General features: G+C 31.7%; 18 protein-coding genes. 11 read left to right on the top strand and 7 right to left on the bottom strand.

Annotated elements, in window-relative coordinates; translation table 11 throughout:
* Positions 1-5: 5 nt before the first annotated feature.
* Positions 6-581 (bottom strand): TetR/AcrR family transcriptional regulator, encoded by a 576-nt coding sequence (locus Q4Q47_RS17045; protein WP_303307846.1) that lies wholly within the window; start codon positions 579-581, stop codon positions 6-8.
* Between the two features lie 173 nt (positions 582-754).
* On the opposite strand from Q4Q47_RS17045, the gene Q4Q47_RS17050 reads away from it, so the two are divergent.
* The 6 genes from Q4Q47_RS17050 (at position 755) to Q4Q47_RS17075 (ending at position 4,607) form a co-directional block, all read left to right on the top strand.
* Positions 755-1,294, top strand: coding sequence for an RNA polymerase sigma factor (locus Q4Q47_RS17050; RefSeq protein WP_303307847.1), 540 nt, complete (start codon positions 755-757; stop codon positions 1,292-1,294).
* On the top strand, positions 1,295-1,846 hold the full coding sequence (locus Q4Q47_RS17055; protein ID WP_303307848.1) for a hypothetical protein: 552 nt from the start codon (positions 1,295-1,297) through the stop codon (positions 1,844-1,846).
* On the top strand, positions 1,824-2,912 hold the full coding sequence (locus Q4Q47_RS17060) for a hypothetical protein (protein ID WP_303307849.1): 1,089 nt from the start codon (positions 1,824-1,826) through the stop codon (positions 2,910-2,912). Before Q4Q47_RS17055 ends, Q4Q47_RS17060 begins: the two co-directional genes overlap by 23 nt.
* 111 nt (positions 2,913-3,023) lie before the next feature.
* A complete protein-coding gene (locus Q4Q47_RS17065; RefSeq protein WP_303307850.1) occupies positions 3,024-3,689 on the top strand; it encodes a hypothetical protein in 666 nt (221 codons plus the stop codon).
* The gene (locus Q4Q47_RS17070) at positions 3,679-3,837 is read left to right on the top strand and encodes a hypothetical protein (protein WP_303307851.1); all 159 of its coding nucleotides are present in this window, start codon (positions 3,679-3,681) and stop codon (positions 3,835-3,837) included. The genes Q4Q47_RS17065 and Q4Q47_RS17070 overlap by 11 nt, the downstream gene beginning before the upstream one ends.
* 38 nt (positions 3,838-3,875) lie before the next feature.
* The gene (locus tag Q4Q47_RS17075; RefSeq protein ID WP_303307852.1) at positions 3,876-4,607 is read left to right on the top strand and encodes a GIN domain-containing protein; all 732 of its coding nucleotides are present in this window, start codon (positions 3,876-3,878) and stop codon (positions 4,605-4,607) included.
* Positions 4,608-4,864: 257 nt separating this feature from the next.
* On the opposite strand, the gene Q4Q47_RS17080 is transcribed toward Q4Q47_RS17075, so the two are convergent.
* The 4 genes from Q4Q47_RS17080 to Q4Q47_RS17095 form a co-directional block, all read right to left on the bottom strand.
* On the bottom strand, positions 4,865-5,680 hold the full coding sequence (locus Q4Q47_RS17080; protein ID WP_303308489.1) for a DMT family transporter: 816 nt from the start codon (positions 5,678-5,680) through the stop codon (positions 4,865-4,867).
* Between the two features lie 16 nt (positions 5,681-5,696).
* Complete coding sequence (locus Q4Q47_RS17085) at positions 5,697-6,611, bottom strand: EamA family transporter (protein ID WP_303307853.1); 915 nt, start codon at positions 6,609-6,611, stop codon at positions 5,697-5,699.
* Positions 6,612-6,677: 66 nt separating this feature from the next.
* Positions 6,678-7,130 (bottom strand): cold-shock protein, encoded by a 453-nt coding sequence (locus tag Q4Q47_RS17090; RefSeq protein WP_303282319.1) that lies wholly within the window; start codon positions 7,128-7,130, stop codon positions 6,678-6,680.
* Between the two features lie 104 nt (positions 7,131-7,234).
* Positions 7,235-8,788 (bottom strand): DEAD/DEAH box helicase, encoded by a 1,554-nt coding sequence (locus Q4Q47_RS17095; protein WP_303307854.1) that lies wholly within the window; start codon positions 8,786-8,788, stop codon positions 7,235-7,237.
* A gap of 184 nt (positions 8,789-8,972) precedes the next feature.
* Between Q4Q47_RS17095 and Q4Q47_RS17100 the strand changes: the two genes are divergently transcribed.
* The 4 genes from Q4Q47_RS17100 (at position 8,973) to Q4Q47_RS17115 (ending at position 14,503) form a co-directional block, all read left to right on the top strand.
* On the top strand, positions 8,973-10,280 hold the full coding sequence (locus Q4Q47_RS17100; protein WP_303307855.1) for a sulfatase-like hydrolase/transferase: 1,308 nt from the start codon (positions 8,973-8,975) through the stop codon (positions 10,278-10,280).
* Between the two features lie 138 nt (positions 10,281-10,418).
* On the top strand, positions 10,419-12,725 hold the full coding sequence (locus tag Q4Q47_RS17105; protein WP_303307856.1) for a S9 family peptidase: 2,307 nt from the start codon (positions 10,419-10,421) through the stop codon (positions 12,723-12,725).
* Between the two features lie 284 nt (positions 12,726-13,009).
* Positions 13,010-14,020, top strand: coding sequence for an L-glyceraldehyde 3-phosphate reductase (mgrA, locus tag Q4Q47_RS17110; protein WP_303307857.1), 1,011 nt, complete (start codon positions 13,010-13,012; stop codon positions 14,018-14,020).
* 24 nt (positions 14,021-14,044) lie between these two features.
* Complete coding sequence (locus Q4Q47_RS17115; RefSeq protein ID WP_303307858.1) at positions 14,045-14,503, top strand: GNAT family N-acetyltransferase; 459 nt, start codon at positions 14,045-14,047, stop codon at positions 14,501-14,503.
* Positions 14,504-14,511: 8 nt separating this feature from the next.
* Here the strand turns inward: Q4Q47_RS17115 and Q4Q47_RS17120 are convergent, their stop codons facing one another.
* The gene (locus Q4Q47_RS17120; RefSeq protein WP_303307859.1) at positions 14,512-15,186 is read right to left on the bottom strand and encodes a hypothetical protein; all 675 of its coding nucleotides are present in this window, start codon (positions 15,184-15,186) and stop codon (positions 14,512-14,514) included.
* Between the two features lie 737 nt (positions 15,187-15,923).
* On the opposite strand from Q4Q47_RS17120, the gene Q4Q47_RS17125 reads away from it, so the two are divergent.
* The gene (locus tag Q4Q47_RS17125) at positions 15,924-16,058 is read left to right on the top strand and encodes a hypothetical protein (RefSeq protein WP_303307860.1); all 135 of its coding nucleotides are present in this window, start codon (positions 15,924-15,926) and stop codon (positions 16,056-16,058) included.
* A gap of 183 nt (positions 16,059-16,241) precedes the next feature.
* On the opposite strand, the gene Q4Q47_RS17130 is transcribed toward Q4Q47_RS17125, so the two are convergent.
* Positions 16,242-17,267: a glycine-rich protein gene (locus tag Q4Q47_RS17130; protein ID WP_303307861.1), complete on the bottom strand. Its 1,026-nt coding sequence runs from the start codon at positions 17,265-17,267 to the stop codon at positions 16,242-16,244.
* Between the last annotated feature and the right edge of the window lie 45 nt (positions 17,268-17,312).

A 17,312-nucleotide genomic window follows, 5' to 3' on the forward strand; every position in this document is an offset into this window, starting at 1 on the left:
AAAAATCATAATATATATTCGTCCAGAAATTCAATATACACATCTATAGATTTACTAGATCTGGAAGATTTCATTCTTAAAAGAGATCCTTCCCAACCAGAAATTATAAAACTTGCCATGTCCTTAGATGTTTTTTCTTTTTTAATGACACCCAACTCTTGCCCTTCACCAATACATGTTTCGAAACTAGCATCCCAAAGCTCTAAACCCGATGCAATTGAAGTACGCAAGCTTTCTGATTGATCTGATAGTTCTAAGCTACAATTACCTAACAAGCACCCCTCTTTAAAACCATTCTTTACATACAGGTTTCTCATTTTACTAAAAAAAACAAGGATACGCTCTCTGGGGTTTAAATTATCGTCTTTTAAATAACTATCTAAAATACTAATCGAATGTTCTGAATGGTATTTTATTAATTGTAAACCAAAGTCTTCTTTACTTTTAAAATAATAGTAAAATGACCCTTTTGGAATAGCTGCAGTGTCCAGAATTTCCTGAATGCCAACATTATTGTATCCTTTCTTTAATACCAACTCTGCTCCTATAGCTAAAATATTATTTACAGTATCTTTTTTCATTTTAATATTAGACCAGTCGTCTACAAAAGTACATCTTTTTTCTATTTCGCAAGATATTTTTCATAAAAATATTTTTTTTTATGCTAAATGCAACCCTTTGCTTATTTTGTTGTCTATAATAGTAGCTAAAAGAATAAAACCATTTTTAAGGCAGTTTAGAGCTAGCAAAATAATTGGAGACCAATATATTATACACTCATAAATCACTTGTTGAAAAAAGCAAGTTAGGAGATAGAAATGCACAATACAATTTGTATGAACTTTATGTTGATGCTATGTATAATGTAAGTATGCGCATGATGCATATAAAAGAAGATGCCGAAGATGTTGTTCAAGATAGTTTTATTGAAGCATTTAATAATTTATCATCTTTTAGATATGAAAGTACTTTTGGTTCTTGGTTAAAACGTATCGTAATTAATAAAAGTATCAATCAATTAAAAAAGAAAAAAATACCAATAGTACCTATAGAGAACCAAATGTACCATATAAAGGAGGATACAGAAAATATGTCTCCTGAGGTAGATATTAAAAATATAATCAAAGGAATTAGATTGTTACCATCTGGATATCAACAGATTATAAACTTATACTTAGTTGAAGGTTATGATCATATAGAGATTTCAGAAATACTGGGAATAACCCCCTCTACTTCTAAATCACAGTATCACAGAGCAAAGAAAAAATTAATTGAAATTGTAAAGACATTATAAATGGATAATTTCGAAAAATATATAAAAGAAAACAAAGCGCTTTTTGATGTGCACAAAGCAGATAAAAGCAAACTTTGGGCAAACATTGAATCTGGATTAAATAAGCCAGAACCTAAAACAAAAACTATTAAATTATGGAGCAACCCCATATTTAAAGTTGCGGCAACCGTCATTATAGCTTTAGGTTTGTTTTCATTAATTAATATATTAATAGTTGGTCAAGCAAATAAAAATGCTCAAAATAACTTAGCATTACAAGAGCTTAACGATATTGATTCTCACTACAAAGGTTTAGTCGCTTATCAAGTAAGGCTTGTTAATAAAAGCACGCAATTATCATCCGAAGAAAAAAAAGAGTTTTTATCCTTTATGGATGAATTGGATGTTGAATATGAATTACTAAAAGTAGAGCTACAAAAAAATGTAGACAGTGAGCGGGTTTTAGAAGCTATAGTAATTAATTACAAAAAGAGAATTGAATTAATAGAGAACTTATTAGAACAAATTAATAGTTCTAAAAAATTGGACAATGATGATGTATATACTTTATAAAAAAATAACTCCAATCGCTTTATTGCTATTAAGCTTTTCAATGTATTCTCAAGAAGTTTTGACAAAAACTATTGAAGAAATATACGAAATGACAAATGCCGGAGAGTTCCATTTAAATAATAAGTATGGTAATGTAACTATTAATGGTTGGGAAGAAAACGATATTTCTATAAAAATAGATATTAAAGTAACTAATAAGAAAAAAGAAAATGCAAAAACCCTTCTTGATCGTATAGTTGCTAATATAAAAACAGTAGATGATTTTGTAAGCATTACTTCAGAAATTTCAGAAAAGAACACCAGTCTTTTTTCCAGGTATTTTAATAAGGTAAACCCTTTTGAGTTTGATAAAAGTAATGTTGAAATAAATTACACCATTTATTTACCAATAAATGCTGAAATTGATATTACAAATAAGTTTGGCGATGTTATTATTGACAATTGGACAGGACGATTAAAAGCAAACATAGAACATGGTGATTTGTGGATTAACGAAGCTATTACCAATGCAAGAGTAACAATGAAGTTTGGGAAACTAAGAAGTAAATCTATCGCTTACGGAACCATTAGCCTAAAAAATGGTGATATAGATATAGAATCATCTAATAAATTACTGCTAAAAACCAGTGGAACAAAAATTGAAATTGATCAGGTTAAAGATCTAGAAGTCATTTCAAGTAAGGACGAGATAATCATTCAAAAGGTTGAAATAATACAAGGAGAATTAAACTTTTCTAATGCCCAAATAGAAGCTATCGAAGAAAAAATCAGCCTTAGTATGAAAGTTGCAGAACTACGGGTTGCTAAAATAAATCAGCCCGATGCCTTTGTTTCCATAAACCAAGAATCATCAGATATTAATATCAATATTACGGGTTTATCTTTTAAGTTTAATGCTACATTGGAGCAAGGTTTATTAAGACTGCCTAAAACTTTTTATAATATTGAGAATAATATGATTGATAAGAGTAAAAGGATACGAGAGATTAATGGTACCTATGGAAAAACTACTTCTGGTGTATTCTCATTCACTGGAAAAAAAGGTGTTATCGTTTTAAAAGAATAAAAATCATTAATTATCTGAAAAAAAATTAAATAATTTAAAAAAAATCATTTTAGATGCAACCAATTATAAATTATGTTGTCTATAAATTATATAAACCTGAATATGACAAATATGAAACCTCGCAGAGCTTTTCTTTTATTAGCATTATTTTGCTTTATAAATAGTATTAACGCCCAAGAATCTGAAGATTATATTGAGTTTAACGATCGTAAAAATACCGTACATGGTGTGTATTTAGGATTAAGCTTTAATTACGGGACCATCGATAAAGCTGAAACGTTTTCGTCCAGTTTTAAGGTTGCTTATGTCGCAAATCAACAATTTGAAATTGGTTTTATAGCTACAGGGTTTTATTCAGACATGAATAAACTCGGTCTAGATAATAATAATAGAGATTTAGTAGGCGTCTATGGGGGCTTGCATTTAGAGCCTATATTTTTTAGTAAATCTAAAGTTAATCTTTCATTTCCTTTACTCATTGGAGCTGGTGGTGTGGCATTAGTGGATGATTACGTTGATGACGTTGAGATTATTATAGATGACGATGATTGGGAACGTGTTTTTGTTGTTGAACCAGGTATTAATGTACTTTATAATATTAATAGATATATACAAATTGAGGCTGGAATAAAATACAGGCTTTCTAGCAGAGTAAGTTTTCAACCTGAATATGATCTAACAAGAATAAATGGTATTTCTGGAGGCATAGGAATTAAAATTGGTGTATTTAACATGGGGAGAAATCGCTATAAAAAAAATATAAAAGATGACATTTAAGAAAAAATCAAATCGAGTGAATTCACAATATGTGCATTCTAAAAACAACAAAGTATATTTAAAGATGGATAATGAAAGTAATGAATGGTATCCTATTAATTTTCAATGGATTCCAATTATGGAGCTTAACAAAAATATGAATCAGTAGTATAAATTAAACATCAATCAATCAATCAATCAATCACAATGAAAACGAACAGACTATATATAACATTAACCTTTTTGGGTATTCTTATTTTATCATCTTGTAGTGTAGATACAATACACGTAAATGCAAATGATATTGTAACTTATAGGGATGTCAATATCACCGATTACTCGTCGGTTAAAATAGCCAATGGGTTTACTGCTTATATAACCTTTTCTAACACTGAAGAATCCATTAAAGTAGAAGCCAATGAAAATTTACACGATTATATTATAGCCACTAAAAAAAACAATGAGCTAATTATACGCTTTAAAAACAATTTTAAAATTAAAGGAAAAGAAACATTAAATGTATACATTACTACGAAACCTATTAATAACTTTTATGTAACTGCTGATTCTCAAATCTATTTAGAAAACACTTTAGTTGGAGATAACGCGAAAATAAAAATAACCGCTGATAGTTTTTTCTCTGGTGAAGTAGATGTTGACTACTTAGAGCTTAAAGCAGCAGCAGATGCTAATGCAGATTTATTGGGTTCGGTGAACGCTCTGAATGCAGATCTTTCGGCAGATGCTAAACTTTCAGGCTATGATTTACGGATTAAGGATCTAAAAATAAAAATGATGGCCGATTGTCAAGCAAATATAACGGTATCTAAAACTATAAATATTGAAGCTTTTGCAGACTGTACATTACGTTACAAAGGCAATGCAACTATTATTCGTGAAAATTTAAAAGCAGATTCTAGGATTATTAAAGTTAATTAAAAGCATATTATCTTACCCGTTGTTCATTTAAGGTTAAATTTGTCAACCTGCTTTCCAGCAGGTAGGTTCGAATAAATTTCATGGTTGGTATCGAGAATAAAATATTACGGTATAAAAAGTAGTTCTCGATTTTTTTGACTAGTCCAAGACTAGCCTTTCGAACTGACACATTTTTTGGTTTATAGATTTCAAAATGTTCAACGGGTTATTTTTTATAAATTGTATCATCAAAAACTTTAAAACCTCATTTGATACACTTATTTTACTTTTCCTTTATATAAGATATTCAAAACTAATCCTCCAATAATTAATGAGATACCTAATAAACTCCAAAAGGTATAAACTTCGCTAAAAATAAAAATACCAAATAAAACGGTGTAAATAACCTCCAAATATTTAAGTGGTGCTACTTGGTTTGTGGTCGCAACCTGAAAAGCCTTCGTCATGTACAATTGTCCAAAATACCCAAAAACCCCCAATCCAAATAACAGTAACCATTCTGTACCTACTGGGGTTATCCAATTATTTATAGATAATATCCCTCCTACTATAGCAGAAATTACCATAAAATAATTAACAACTACAACTGGGTGATCTCTTTTACCTATTTTACTAATAGTTATATAAACTAATCCACTAAAAATAGCAGAAATACAAGCTAATAAGAGTCCATAACTATTTAATTCTGCATCAAAACCTTTTAAAACCAAAACACCCATAAATGCCATTGCGAAAAAAAGCCATTGCCATAATTTTACTTTTTCACGTAATAAAAATACAGCAAAAATAGCTGCAAAAATAGGAGCCATATATCGTAATGAAACCGCTGTTCCAATAGGTAAATATTTAGTAGACATAAAAAAGAAGGTCATCGAAGTAACGCCTACTATACCTCTAAGAATTAGAAGTTTTTTTTTATTCCCAAAAATGGGAATGTTATTTTTTAGTAGAAAAGTAAACGTAAAAATTAAAGAACTTATCGACCTAAAAAAAACAATTTGAAAGGCACTAATATGCAGTAATTGCTTAACTATAGCATTCATACAGGCGAATGCTAATGTACTGATAAGCATAAACTTTATTGCATTCTTAACTTCCAATAGTTCTGGTTTTCATTCTTTTACGTGATGTAATAAAGAAAACACCTGTTAAAAGGATACAAGCGGCTATGATAGTTTGAGTTGTTATAGCTTCATCAAGTACATACCAGCCCAGTATAATTGCAACTATAGGGTTTACATAAGCTGAAGTAGCAGCTTTCTCTGTAGAAACAACTTTGAGTAAATAATTAAATGCTGTAAAAGCGATAACACTTCCAAATAAAATTAAAAGAATTAAAGACCATTGCACCTCAATACTCCAATCTATAGGTGAAACCCAATTTTCATTTAAAAGCAAACTTATTATTATTAAAAGTACTCCAGCAATAATCATTTGGTATGCTGTACTAACAAAATAATTTGAAGGCAAATCGGCTTTAGCTACAAAAACACTGGCATAACTCCAACTTAAAACACAAGTAAGGATCATGAACATGCCTAACAAACTTTCATCATTAGTAACTAGTTCTTTTTGGCTTACTAAAAGGTACATGCCAATAATGCCTAATGCAACGCCAATTAAAGATTTTGTTTGCATTTTTTTACCATCTAAAAGCCTCATCAATAATAACACAAAAAGAGGTTGAGTTGAAGCCTCAAGTGCGGCAAAGCCACTGTCTAAATACTTTAAAGCCCAAATAAAAACACCATTACCATATACCAAGAATAAAAAACCAACAATGGTGCAATTAATAAATTGTTTTCTACTAATAGCTAGTCTAAGTTTCATAAACTTAGCTATAATAAATATGATAAGTCCTGCAATAGTAAAACGGATGGCAGCCACAAAAAATGGTGGTATCTCTGTTACCGCAATTTTATTGAGTAGATAAGTAGATCCCCAAATAACATAAATGGCAAAGAATGCTAAAATAATAAGAATCGTTTTTCGCGATATACTCATTTATGCTAATGATTGAAATAATAAGATAACTGAAATACTATATTCAGAAAAGTTTAAAAAAGAGCTTTAAATCTTTTTCACTCGAACGGCGTTCATTCCTTTTTGACCGCGTTCTAACTCATAAGTAACTTTATCATTTTCTTCAATAGGCTCAAGCAATCCACTTACGTGTACGAAGTATTTTTCTTGATTTACACTATCAATTATAAAACCAAAACCTTTGGAATGATCAAAGAATGATACTTTTCCTTCTTTGTTTGCTGGTTCTTCTTCTTCCCTGTCTTCTTTCTTAGGAATTCCCAATTCAATACTTTCGGCTTCTACCTTTTCACGCATTGCCGGATCCGGTGGGGTGTCTGTTAAATTACCATTGAAGTCTACATAAGCAAATTGAATCCCTTGAGGATTTTCTTTTGCTTCAGCTCTACGAGCTTCCTTCTTTTTTTGCTTTTCTTCTCTTTTCTTTAAGCGTTTTTTTTCTTTTTCAATCTTATTAAAAGTTACTTGAGATTTTGCCATAGTTTATAATACTGTACGTGTTTAATGTGAATAATTGAATACAAAGATACGCCTTATTTTAAGTATGTTATAATAATTTAGAAGTAAAATACTATAAGCGCGCTCTAATCCTCTGGTGCATATCCATGAATGGCTTCAAAAACTTCATCAAAATTTGAACGCAAATAGGCGTTTAATTTTTTTCTATAATCTCCCTTTAACCACTCTACAAAATTATAAGTACTTTTGCTGATGCACTTAGTGTACCGCTGTATTCTAAAATCAATATCGTCCCCTAACATTTTTGCTAATCCTAAAGCATCATAGACATCTTCACTATTTTCGATACAAATTTTTGCGTGTTGCTCTATGGAGCGTTCTAAAACAACTTTTGAAGATTCACCTCCTCTAATAGACTCTATATAGGTTCTTTGTATGTCGAAATAGACTTCTTTAGATTTTGAGAATTCTTCTCGCAATTCATCTGGCATTTCATACCTGAAATTACTTTCTAATTCTTCATCACTTAAAATGGCATCTAAATAGTAATTTGGCGACTTAAAAATGCGTTGCCAATCTAAATTGTCTCCCCAAGGTCCAAATCGATGAAAATTATTTCCTAAGTCAATAACACTAAACGTATTCTTATCTTTTAAAATACGAGATCCACGACCTATCATTTGATAATAAAGTGTTAATGATTTAGTCGCTCTATTTAAAATAATACTCTCAACTGTTGGTTCGTCGAACCCTGTAGTTAAAATACTTACCGATGTTAAAATAGCATCAGGCGTCTTTTTAAACCATTGTAAAATAAGAGCGCGTTCTTTCTTAGTATTTGTATTATCCAAATGTGCTATAGGGTACCCTGCTCTTCTAAAGGTATCGTAAACATGCAACGAGGTATTAATTCCATTATTGAATATCAATGTCTTTTTACCTTTAGAGCGTTCTTCATAAGCTTGTACTAGCTTACCTAACATGTCGTTATCTGTATATAAATCTTCTGAAGACTTTACCGTATAATCACCATTTGCTCCAACTACTAACGAGGTTAATCCGACATTATAAGAAAACATTTCAGCACGAGACAAAAAACCATTTTCGATTAAAGATTCAATACTCTCTCCAACAATTAATTCATCATAATTATCAGTCATTGGTAATTCTATACTCGAACTTAAAGGTGTTGCTGTAACTCCTAAAATGAATGATTGACTAAAAAATTTAAAGAGTTTTGTAAAGGAGTTATAATGTGCTTCATCAATAATGACCAAACCTATATCAGAAATATCTAATTTATCATCATTCAATCTGTTATTTAAGGTTTCAACCATAGCAACAAAACAGCTATAATCTGCCTGATCGCTTAAATCTGCCTTACTATCTACAACCTTGTTCATCACACCAAATTCTGTAAGCACATTAGATGTCTGTCTACACAATTCAATACGATGTGTCATCACCAATACCTTCTTTTTATGATTTTTAAGATACTGCCTAACAATTTCAGAAAAAATAACTGTTTTCCCACCTCCAGTTGGTAATTGATATAATAAATGATAATCATGAGGTGATTCGTCAAAACTCTTAAATATTTTATCGATAGCACCTTTTTGGTAGCTATACAAATCTTTACCGGCTTTTCTTTCTTCTAATTCTGTTATTGAAATGGACATCCCTAAAATTTTGTGACGTGCAAAAATAACACCTTTGAAGGGTTTTTTACGAATGTTTAATGTGAAAATTACAAATGATTATTTTTTTTATTGAAAATGAATACGTTAAGTAGCCATTAAACTTATTTGTTTATTTTTAGTCATAGTAAGTGACAACCTGCCTTATAAATAAAATTTAAGACCAATGATTCGTTATATATTTGTTAGCATATTTATACTATTATTTGCTTCTTGTGATAATTCAATAGAAACTATTGATAATGCCGAAGAAGAAGCTGAAAACACACAAAATAACGCTCCAAATATTTTGCTCATTATAGCCGACGATATGGGTCTCGATGCGGCTCCAGGTTATGATATAGGAAGTACGAAACCTAATATGCCCAACTTACAAAATTTAATAAATTCAGGTATTAAGTTTACAAACCTATGGTCTAATCCAACATGTTCTCCCACCAGAGCGACTATTTTAACAGGGAAATATGGATTTAAAACGGGGGTACTGGAAGCTAGTGATATTTTGTCTACTTCTGAAACTTCTTTACAAAGCTATATGGATACAAATTCCAGCACATCATATAATCATGCAGTTATAGGTAAATGGCACTTGTCTAATAATGAGAATCATCCAAATAATATGGGAATAAATCATTTCGCAGGTCTTATAGGAGGTGGGGTTCAATCCTATTGGAATTGGAACCTGACAATAAATGGTGTCACAACAAAATCAACAGAATATACTACAACCAAGTTTACAGATTTAGCTATTAATTGGGTTGCAGAGCAAACAACGCCTTGGTTTTTATGGCTAGCTTACAATGCACCCCACACGCCTTTTCACTTACCTCCAAACGATTTACATTTCCAAGGAACTTTACCTTCAGATCAAGTGAGTATAGACAGCAATCCACTGCCCTATTACATGGCTGCACTTGAAGCTCTGGATACTGAAATGGGTAGATTAATAAATTCAATGTCTTCAGAAGAAAAAGATAATACCGTTATTATTTTTATAGGAGACAATGGCACCCCCAATCAAGTGGTGCAAGAACATCCATCTACAAGAGCTAAAGGCAGTGTATATCAAGGAGGTGTTAATGTACCTATGATCGTTTCAGGGAAAAACGTAACGCGCATTAACGAAACAGAAGATGCGCTTATAAACACTACAGATTTCTTCACAACCATAGCTAATATCGCTGGGACATCAGATACTGAAATTCATGATAGTAAAAGTTTTAAAAATTTACTTGTAAGCAGTGATAATACAGGTAAGAGAGATTATATATATACCGAAAATGAAGATTTTACTATTAGAAACGCCACTCATAAATACATTTATTTTAATAATGGCTCCGAAGCTTTGTTTAATTTAAATGTCAATCCGTTAGAAAGCCCAAATCTTCTAAATGCAAATCAATTGCCTTTAAGCAATAGCGATACTACCATTAAACTTGAGTTAACAACTAAATTATCTGAGATTAGAAATTGACCTTTTGTTAACATAGCATGATATTTTTAAACGAATTTGTAACAAAATTCGTTTTTTGTCTTCTAACTATATATATCATTACATTATGATACGGTAATTCGTGTTTAAAAATGACAATTCTTTAATCCATATCAATAAATGAAAACTATTATTTTAAAACTAAGTAGTGCATTATTATTTTTTTTATGCACGGTAGCTCAAACGAATGCCCAAGATATTGTTGGCTCTTGGAAAGGAAAATTATCTGTTCAAGGAACAGAAGTACCTCTATTATTTGATATTAAAAGTGAAGAAGATGGTTATGCCTCAACTATGGATAGCCCATCACAAGGTGCCACAGGCATACCTATGGATGAAACACTTTATTCAAACGATACACTTACAATTAAATTTAATCAGGCAGGCATAAAGTATGTTGCCTCCTTAAAAGAAAACACTTTATCTGGCACTTTTTATCAGGGTGGTAAAGAGCTTCCCCTTGTTTTATCAAAAACAGTAAAAACACTTCCTGGAAATACAGCGTTGCCAACTTCGGATATAGATCTGGAAAAACTAGCTAATTGGAATCCTACAAATTATAAATATGCTGTTAAAGATTATTTTGCAAGACCTAAAGCCAGATCGTTTAGTTTTTCACCTAACGGAACCTATCTATCATATCGAGAAAAAGACGAAAACACAAAAAATCATGTGTATGTAAAAAACCTTGAAACAAACGAAGTAACAAAGGTTATTGAAGAAAAAGATGAATTAATCCGTGGTTTTGGTTGGGCCAATGAAGGTCGATTGGTTTATGTCATGGACAAAGGTGGTAACGAAGATTATCATTTATTTGCTGTAAATATTGATGGTAGTAATGCTAAAGAATTAACCCCTTTTGAAGGTGTAAAAGTAAATATCTTAGAAGGGCTTAAAGAAGATAAAGATCATATGATTATTTCTATGAATCAAAATAATCCTCAAATATTCGAGCCTTATAAAATTAATATTGAAACGGGAGAACTAAGGCAATTATATAAAAATGAAGATGCCGCTAATCCAATCAATAGCTATGTATTTGATAAAGACGGGAAACTACGTGGGTTTGCTAAACTTCGTGATGGAGTAAATATTGATTTATATTATACTGTAGATGGCGAAAACTACGAAGTAAAAAAGCAGTTAAGTTGGAAAGATAACTTTAATATCGTTTCGTTTAATTACGCATCAAGCAACCCACACGAAGCTTATATAACATCAAATTTGGATAGTGATAAAGCTCAAATTTATTTATACGACCTCAAAGAAGATAAAATCATTAAAAAGTTATTTTCTAATGATGATTATGATGTCTCAGGATTAGGGTTATCCAGAAATAGAGGCTATGAGCTAGATTATTTTTCATATGAAGGCGAAAAAAGCTATGTTATACCTGTAAGCAACTATTACAAAAAATTGCATCATAAGATCATTGCTAAATTCCCTGGATATAACTATTCAATTCCAGATGTAACAGATGATGAGAGTAAATATTTAATCTTTCTTCAAAGCGATAAACTGTATGGTACTTATTATTCATATGACGCCAAAAAGGATGCATTTAAATTACTTTATAACCTCATGCCGAATCTTATTGAAAAAGATATGGCAGAAATGCGGCCTATTACTTTTAAAAGTAGAGACGGTAAAACAATTCATGGCTACATTACATTGCCTAAAGAAGCCCTTAATGGTGAAAAAGTTCCGGTTATCGTTAATCCTCATGGAGGTCCACAAGGTATAAGAGATTCTTGGGGTTTTAATCCGGAAGCCCAATTGTTTGCTAGTCGTGGTTATGCCACTTTGCAAGTTAATTTTAGAATTTCTGGTGGTTACGGAAAAGAATTTTTAGAGTCTGGGTTCAAACAAATAGGCAGAAAAGCCATGGACGATGTTGAAGATGGTTTACAATATGTAGTCGATCAAGGTTGGGTAGATAAAAACAATGCAGCTATCTATGGTGGTAGTCATGGTGGGTATGCCGTGCTTCGTGGTTTAACAAAAACACCAGATTTATATGCCTGTGGTGTTGATTATGTTGGGGTGTCCAATTTATTTTCTTTTATGAAAACCATTCCGCCTTATTGGAAACCTTATTTAAAGATTATTAAAGAAATATGGTATGATGAGGACATCGCAGAAGAAAAAGCCATCATGGAAGAAGTATCACCAGTATATCAAATAGATAAAATTAAAAAACCCCTTTTTGTTGTTCAAGGTGCTAACGACCCAAGGGTTAATATAGATGAGTCCGATCAAATTGTAAGTGCGCTCCGCGCTAAAGGTTTTGAAGTACCTTATATGGTAAAATACGATGAAGGTCATGGATTTGGTAAAGAAGAAAATCGAATTGCTCTCTACAAATCTATGATGGGTTTTTATGCTAAACATTTAAAAAAGGAAATCAAACAACCTTTAAAAGATTAAACGCCAATTAATAATATATTGGTAAAAATTATCGAATTAAATTTGAAGTCTAGTTGTAATTTTTTGTAAAAATTTCACAACTAGACTTCTTACTTTTAATGATAGGCTAGTACTGTTTGAATAGTTCTGCCCCATGAAGGCTCAATCACATTAACTACTGTTTATCAAATAGTTAAAAACAAGTCTTTATTCTTGGTTCTAGCAGCTAAGCGGTCTTATATCTTTAATCAGATATTAACGATATAATTTATACATTTACATTTTAATTATTAGCTACTCTAAATATGCAAATCAACGACAAATTCGGAGCAACAAACTATCAAGCTTCAAACCAAAGATATGATACCATGACTTATAAACGATCTGGGAAAAGCGGGGTGCTTTTACCAGCGATCTCATTAGGGCTATGGCATAACTTTGGCTTTGTTGATAATCTACAAAACGGAAGGGATATTATTAGATGTGCTTTCGATCTGGGTATTACACATTTAGATTTAGCTAATAACTACGGACCTCCATACGGGTCTGCCGAAGAAAATTTTGGTACCATCTTCAAAAAAGATTTTAAGCCTTATAGAGATGAACTATTTATCGCAACTAAAGCTGGTTATGATATGTGGCCAGGGCCTTATGGTGATTTGGGATCGAGAAAATATTTAATCTCAAGTTTAGATCAAAGTTTAAAGCGCATGGGCTTAGATTATGTTGATGTTTTTTATCACCATAGGCCAGATCCAGATACACCCTTAGAGGAAACGATGGGGGCTTTAGCTGATATCGTACGACAAGGAAAAGCGCTATATGTTGGGATTTCTAATTACGATCCAGAAGGCACACAAAAAGCTGCCGAGATTCTTAAAAGTTTAAATGTACCATTTATTTTACATCAAGCACGTTATTCAATGTTTGATCGTTGGGTTGAAGATGGACTTCTAGATACTTTAGAGCAAAATGGTGTTGGCTGCATTGCCTTTTCTCCATTAGCACAAGGTATGTTGACTGAAAAATATTTAAAAGGAATTCCTGAAGGTTCCAGGGCTTCTAAAGATCACTTTTTAAATGCCGATACTGTAAATACTCATATTGGAAAAATTCAACATTTAAATGCAATTGCACAAGAACGCGGACAAAAATTATCGCAAATGGCTATTGCCTGGATTTTAAGGCAGCCACAAGTTGCATCGGTGTTAGTAGGTGCTAGTTCACCAAATCAATTAAAAGAAAACATAAAGGCCGTAGATAATTTGGATTTTTCTGAAGATGAATTAAAGTTGATTAATGGGATAATTTCTTAAACTTAAGTCATAAATATTGACTAAATGATAGAAAATGAGTCTATTAAACTATTAGAAACTAAAGCAGAAAACCTTCTAGAGATTATTGAAATAGAGAAAAAGTACCCTCAGTTTGTTGGTCAGTATAATATAGATCGACATAAAGAAGTGCTAACTAATCAAGATGAGAAGCACCTCTCTATTTTTAATAAATCAGAGAACCGCCTTATTGGTTATATTATACTTGCCGGCTTATTAAGTAAAAATCATACGATCGAATTCAGGAGAATTGCATTATTAAAAAGAGGTATGGGCTACGGAAGCATGGCTATCAAATTAATAAAAACCATTTGTTTTAAACATTATAAGGCCAGCAAGATATGGTTGGATGTCTTTACAGATAATGAAAATGCCTTTAGATTATATATTAAAGAAGGGTTTATAAAAGAAAAAGAAATAAATAAAGGAACTCGTTCTGTATTTGTTATGTCAATAACAAAGTAGCCCCTACTCTATTCCTTCACAACAATAATGGTTGCTTTCACGCCTGTAGCCAGGTTCCAACGATTTGAAGACACCAAAGTGCCCGCATCGTCGACCACTTTAAATTCAGCTGTATTTGGTCCTGACTCCCCTTGGTTTAAGGCTAAGAAATCTATCTTATTAAAACCTGGTTGTAAATCGAGCTTAAAACCTTTAAATCCACCTGTTAAATATACTCTGGCATGAATAACGTCATCATTTACTAAAACTTGAATGATATCTCCATCAACATAGCCATGATCTCTGTATACAACATTCACAAACTTTGCTTTACTCTTAAAATCACCAAAATATTGATCTGTTGTACTGCCATTTTTTAATTCTAACTCTTGTTTACTTAGTTTTAAGGGATCTAAGCTTTTATTAAGTCGATTCTCATATAGCTCTCCCGGATTACCAAATTTCTCACCTCCAAACATAGAAAACTCTTTTTGGGGCATATTAAGGTTATTAGATACGCGAGGTGTGTTTATATTATTGATTGGTGTATTACTATTAGGTTTAGACGGTAAGAACAGGATAGCATCAACAGAATCTTTACTTTTTACAGCAGGAATAGCAATAGATTTTTTTTTCACATCAACCTGAGCATGAGTTGATAGCGAAAAAGTAAATAGTATAAAAAATGAAAAATAAAGTCTCATTTGTTTTTATTATTCTGTGGAATTAATGCAGATAATATACTTCAAAGATATTTTTTTATCTGAAAACATATCTACTCTTAAGTCATATTTTGTATTCATTTAACACAATAATCATTCCTAAAGTACTATAAAAGTCTAAAAAATGGGCAATTACTTACTACTTCCCTATCAAAATTGTTAAAAAATGTTAATTTATTACTTTGTTATGCATAGTACTGTAACATTTTTAATTTATGGTCGTCTATCTAGTATAAACCATTCAAAAAATAACAATTATGAGAACATTAAACAACAATCAATTAAGCGGAACATTAACTAGAACTAAAAGTAACCAATGGAATAGAAAGAGACGTTTTAGATAAGTCTTTTTAAATTATTAAAAATCATCAAATCAATTAATCAATCAAAATTAAATCAAAAGTCATGAGAACATTAAACAGTAATCAATTAAGTGGAACTTTAAATAATACAAAAAGTTACAATTGGAACAGCAAAAGACGTTACAGATAAGTCGTTTTGAATTATTAAAAATTATCAATCAAAATTAATCAGAAATCATGAGAACATTAAACAGTAATCAATTAAGTGGGACTTTAAACAATACAAAAAGTTACAACTGGAACAACAAAAGACGTTACAGATAAGTAGCGTCTTTTAAAACAAAAAACATTCAATCAATCTATGCTGAACTTCCTGAAATGTATTCAGGATACATGTTTCAGTAAAAATCAATCAAAATGAAATCAACTACTAAAATATCGAGATACTTAAATAGTATGACTCAAGAAAACTTATTTACGGATAGAATCATACCAAGCCTTAATAACTCGCATGAGGATGCTTGGAAACGGTTAAAACGTTATGCTTATTAAAAAGGGATGTTAATAAACTACATCCCTTTTTAATATTAGGTTTATTTCGTTATATTCTAATTTTTAGACAATTCCATTAATCATCACGAAGTATACGGAACTCCTACCTTTTATATTCTGAACTTCCAATAACAGAGAATACTGTAACTAGTAATGATAAATTATTCCCTAAGACAAAACCAATTAGCGTTTAATCAATTTTTTTCGTGTAATTTTTCCATTATTAGTTAGTTTAACAAAATAAACAGCTGTCTTTAAATTAATAGTTGAAACCTCTATTTTATTTTCTAAAGTATTTTTTTCATAAATAACTCTACCTGAAATATCCACAATACTAATATTAGAATTATTAGCCATATCGTCAAATTCAATAGTTAATATAGATGATGTAGGATTAGGGTACATCTTAAAAGTATTAACCGTAGGATTTTCCTCGGCACCTAGCGTTGCTGCAAATTCAGTGATTATAACTTGTCCGTTCCCTACTTTTCCTCCTTGAGTCATAACCCCTTCTATAACACCTCCAACATAAGAAGATCCTCCCGCGCCACTACTCCATGGGTGACCGCCGCCACCTCCATAGTAACCACCGCCGCCACCGCCGCCATAACGATATGTATTCCCATTAAAATTAGCATTTGACCCTCCAATGCCTAAAACACCGTTTTCACCTACATAACGATCAAAGGCTCCAGCAATACCTCCCTGAGTTTGTGTTCCTCCAGTGGGTAAAACACCTGTTCTTTTTCCATTTTCTCCAATATCTGCTCCGCCAGCACCACCTTTATCAAAACTAATTCCAATATCATCCATACCACCTCCCCCGCCAGCAACAATGACTCTATGATTTAAAGTATTTCCTCCTACTCTTACATCTGAAGCTCCTCCTCCAGAACTACCGTCTATACCATTTCCTCCTTGGCCACCCCCATTCCATCCTCCTGCACATCCTCCGGAAGCTAGAACTGTAAGAGTACCTTGTCCTCCCACATAAACATAAATTTGCTGGCCCGGTGTTACATCTAATTTACCAAAAGAGTACCCGCCTTCTCCTCCATGTACTGTAGCTCCTTGTGCTCCATAAGCTTCAATATTTATACTGTTAACTCCAGAAGGAACAGTATAAATCTGTTCAGCTCCAGTATAATCAAATGTTTTTTGTGCAAATGAACAAACAGTTAATAAAAGAAAGGCTTTAGTAAAAAGCATTTTTTTTACCCCATTAAAACATCGCAACAATTGCTTCATAATGAT

The organism is Flavivirga spongiicola, from assembly GCF_030540825.1.
In the GTDB taxonomy this organism is placed as follows: Bacteria; Bacteroidota; Bacteroidia; order Flavobacteriales; family Flavobacteriaceae; genus Flavivirga; species Flavivirga spongiicola.

What these genes read in the sequence shown, in the direction of transcription:
- Q4Q47_RS17055 (WP_303307848.1), top strand. Translation starts at nt 1,295, where the DNA reads ATGGATAATTTCGAAAAATATATAAAAGAAAACAAAGCGCTTTTTGAT.
- Q4Q47_RS17100 (WP_303307855.1), top strand. Translation starts at nt 8,973, where the DNA reads ATGATTCGTTATATATTTGTTAGCATATTTATACTATTATTTGCTTCT.
- Q4Q47_RS17065 (WP_303307850.1), top strand. Translation starts at nt 3,024, where the DNA reads ATGAAACCTCGCAGAGCTTTTCTTTTATTAGCATTATTTTGCTTTATA.
- Q4Q47_RS17115 (WP_303307858.1), top strand. Translation starts at nt 14,045, where the DNA reads ATGATAGAAAATGAGTCTATTAAACTATTAGAAACTAAAGCAGAAAAC.
- Q4Q47_RS17060 (WP_303307849.1), top strand. Translation starts at nt 1,824, where the DNA reads ATGATGATGTATATACTTTATAAAAAAATAACTCCAATCGCTTTATTG.
- Q4Q47_RS17075 (WP_303307852.1), top strand. Translation starts at nt 3,876, where the DNA reads ATGAAAACGAACAGACTATATATAACATTAACCTTTTTGGGTATTCTT.
- Q4Q47_RS17120 (WP_303307859.1), bottom strand. Translation starts at nt 15,186, where the DNA reads ATGAGACTTTATTTTTCATTTTTTATACTATTTACTTTTTCGCTATCA.
- Q4Q47_RS17085 (WP_303307853.1), bottom strand. Translation starts at nt 6,611, where the DNA reads ATGAGTATATCGCGAAAAACGATTCTTATTATTTTAGCATTCTTTGCC.
- Q4Q47_RS17130 (WP_303307861.1), bottom strand. Translation starts at nt 17,267, where the DNA reads ATGCTTTTTACTAAAGCCTTTCTTTTATTAACTGTTTGTTCATTTGCA.
- Q4Q47_RS17095 (WP_303307854.1), bottom strand. Translation starts at nt 8,788, where the DNA reads ATGTCCATTTCAATAACAGAATTAGAAGAAAGAAAAGCCGGTAAAGAT.
- Q4Q47_RS17080 (WP_303308489.1), bottom strand. Translation starts at nt 5,680, where the DNA reads ATGCTTATCAGTACATTAGCATTCGCCTGTATGAATGCTATAGTTAAG.
- Q4Q47_RS17125 (WP_303307860.1), top strand. Translation starts at nt 15,924, where the DNA reads ATGAAATCAACTACTAAAATATCGAGATACTTAAATAGTATGACTCAA.
- Q4Q47_RS17090 (WP_303282319.1), bottom strand. Translation starts at nt 7,130, where the DNA reads ATGGCAAAATCTCAAGTAACTTTTAATAAGATTGAAAAAGAAAAAAAA.
- Q4Q47_RS17045 (WP_303307846.1), bottom strand. Translation starts at nt 581, where the DNA reads ATGAAAAAAGATACTGTAAATAATATTTTAGCTATAGGAGCAGAGTTG.
- mgrA (WP_303307857.1), top strand. Translation starts at nt 13,010, where the DNA reads ATGCAAATCAACGACAAATTCGGAGCAACAAACTATCAAGCTTCAAAC.
- Q4Q47_RS17105 (WP_303307856.1), top strand. Translation starts at nt 10,419, where the DNA reads ATGAAAACTATTATTTTAAAACTAAGTAGTGCATTATTATTTTTTTTA.
- Q4Q47_RS17070 (WP_303307851.1), top strand. Translation starts at nt 3,679, where the DNA reads ATGACATTTAAGAAAAAATCAAATCGAGTGAATTCACAATATGTGCAT.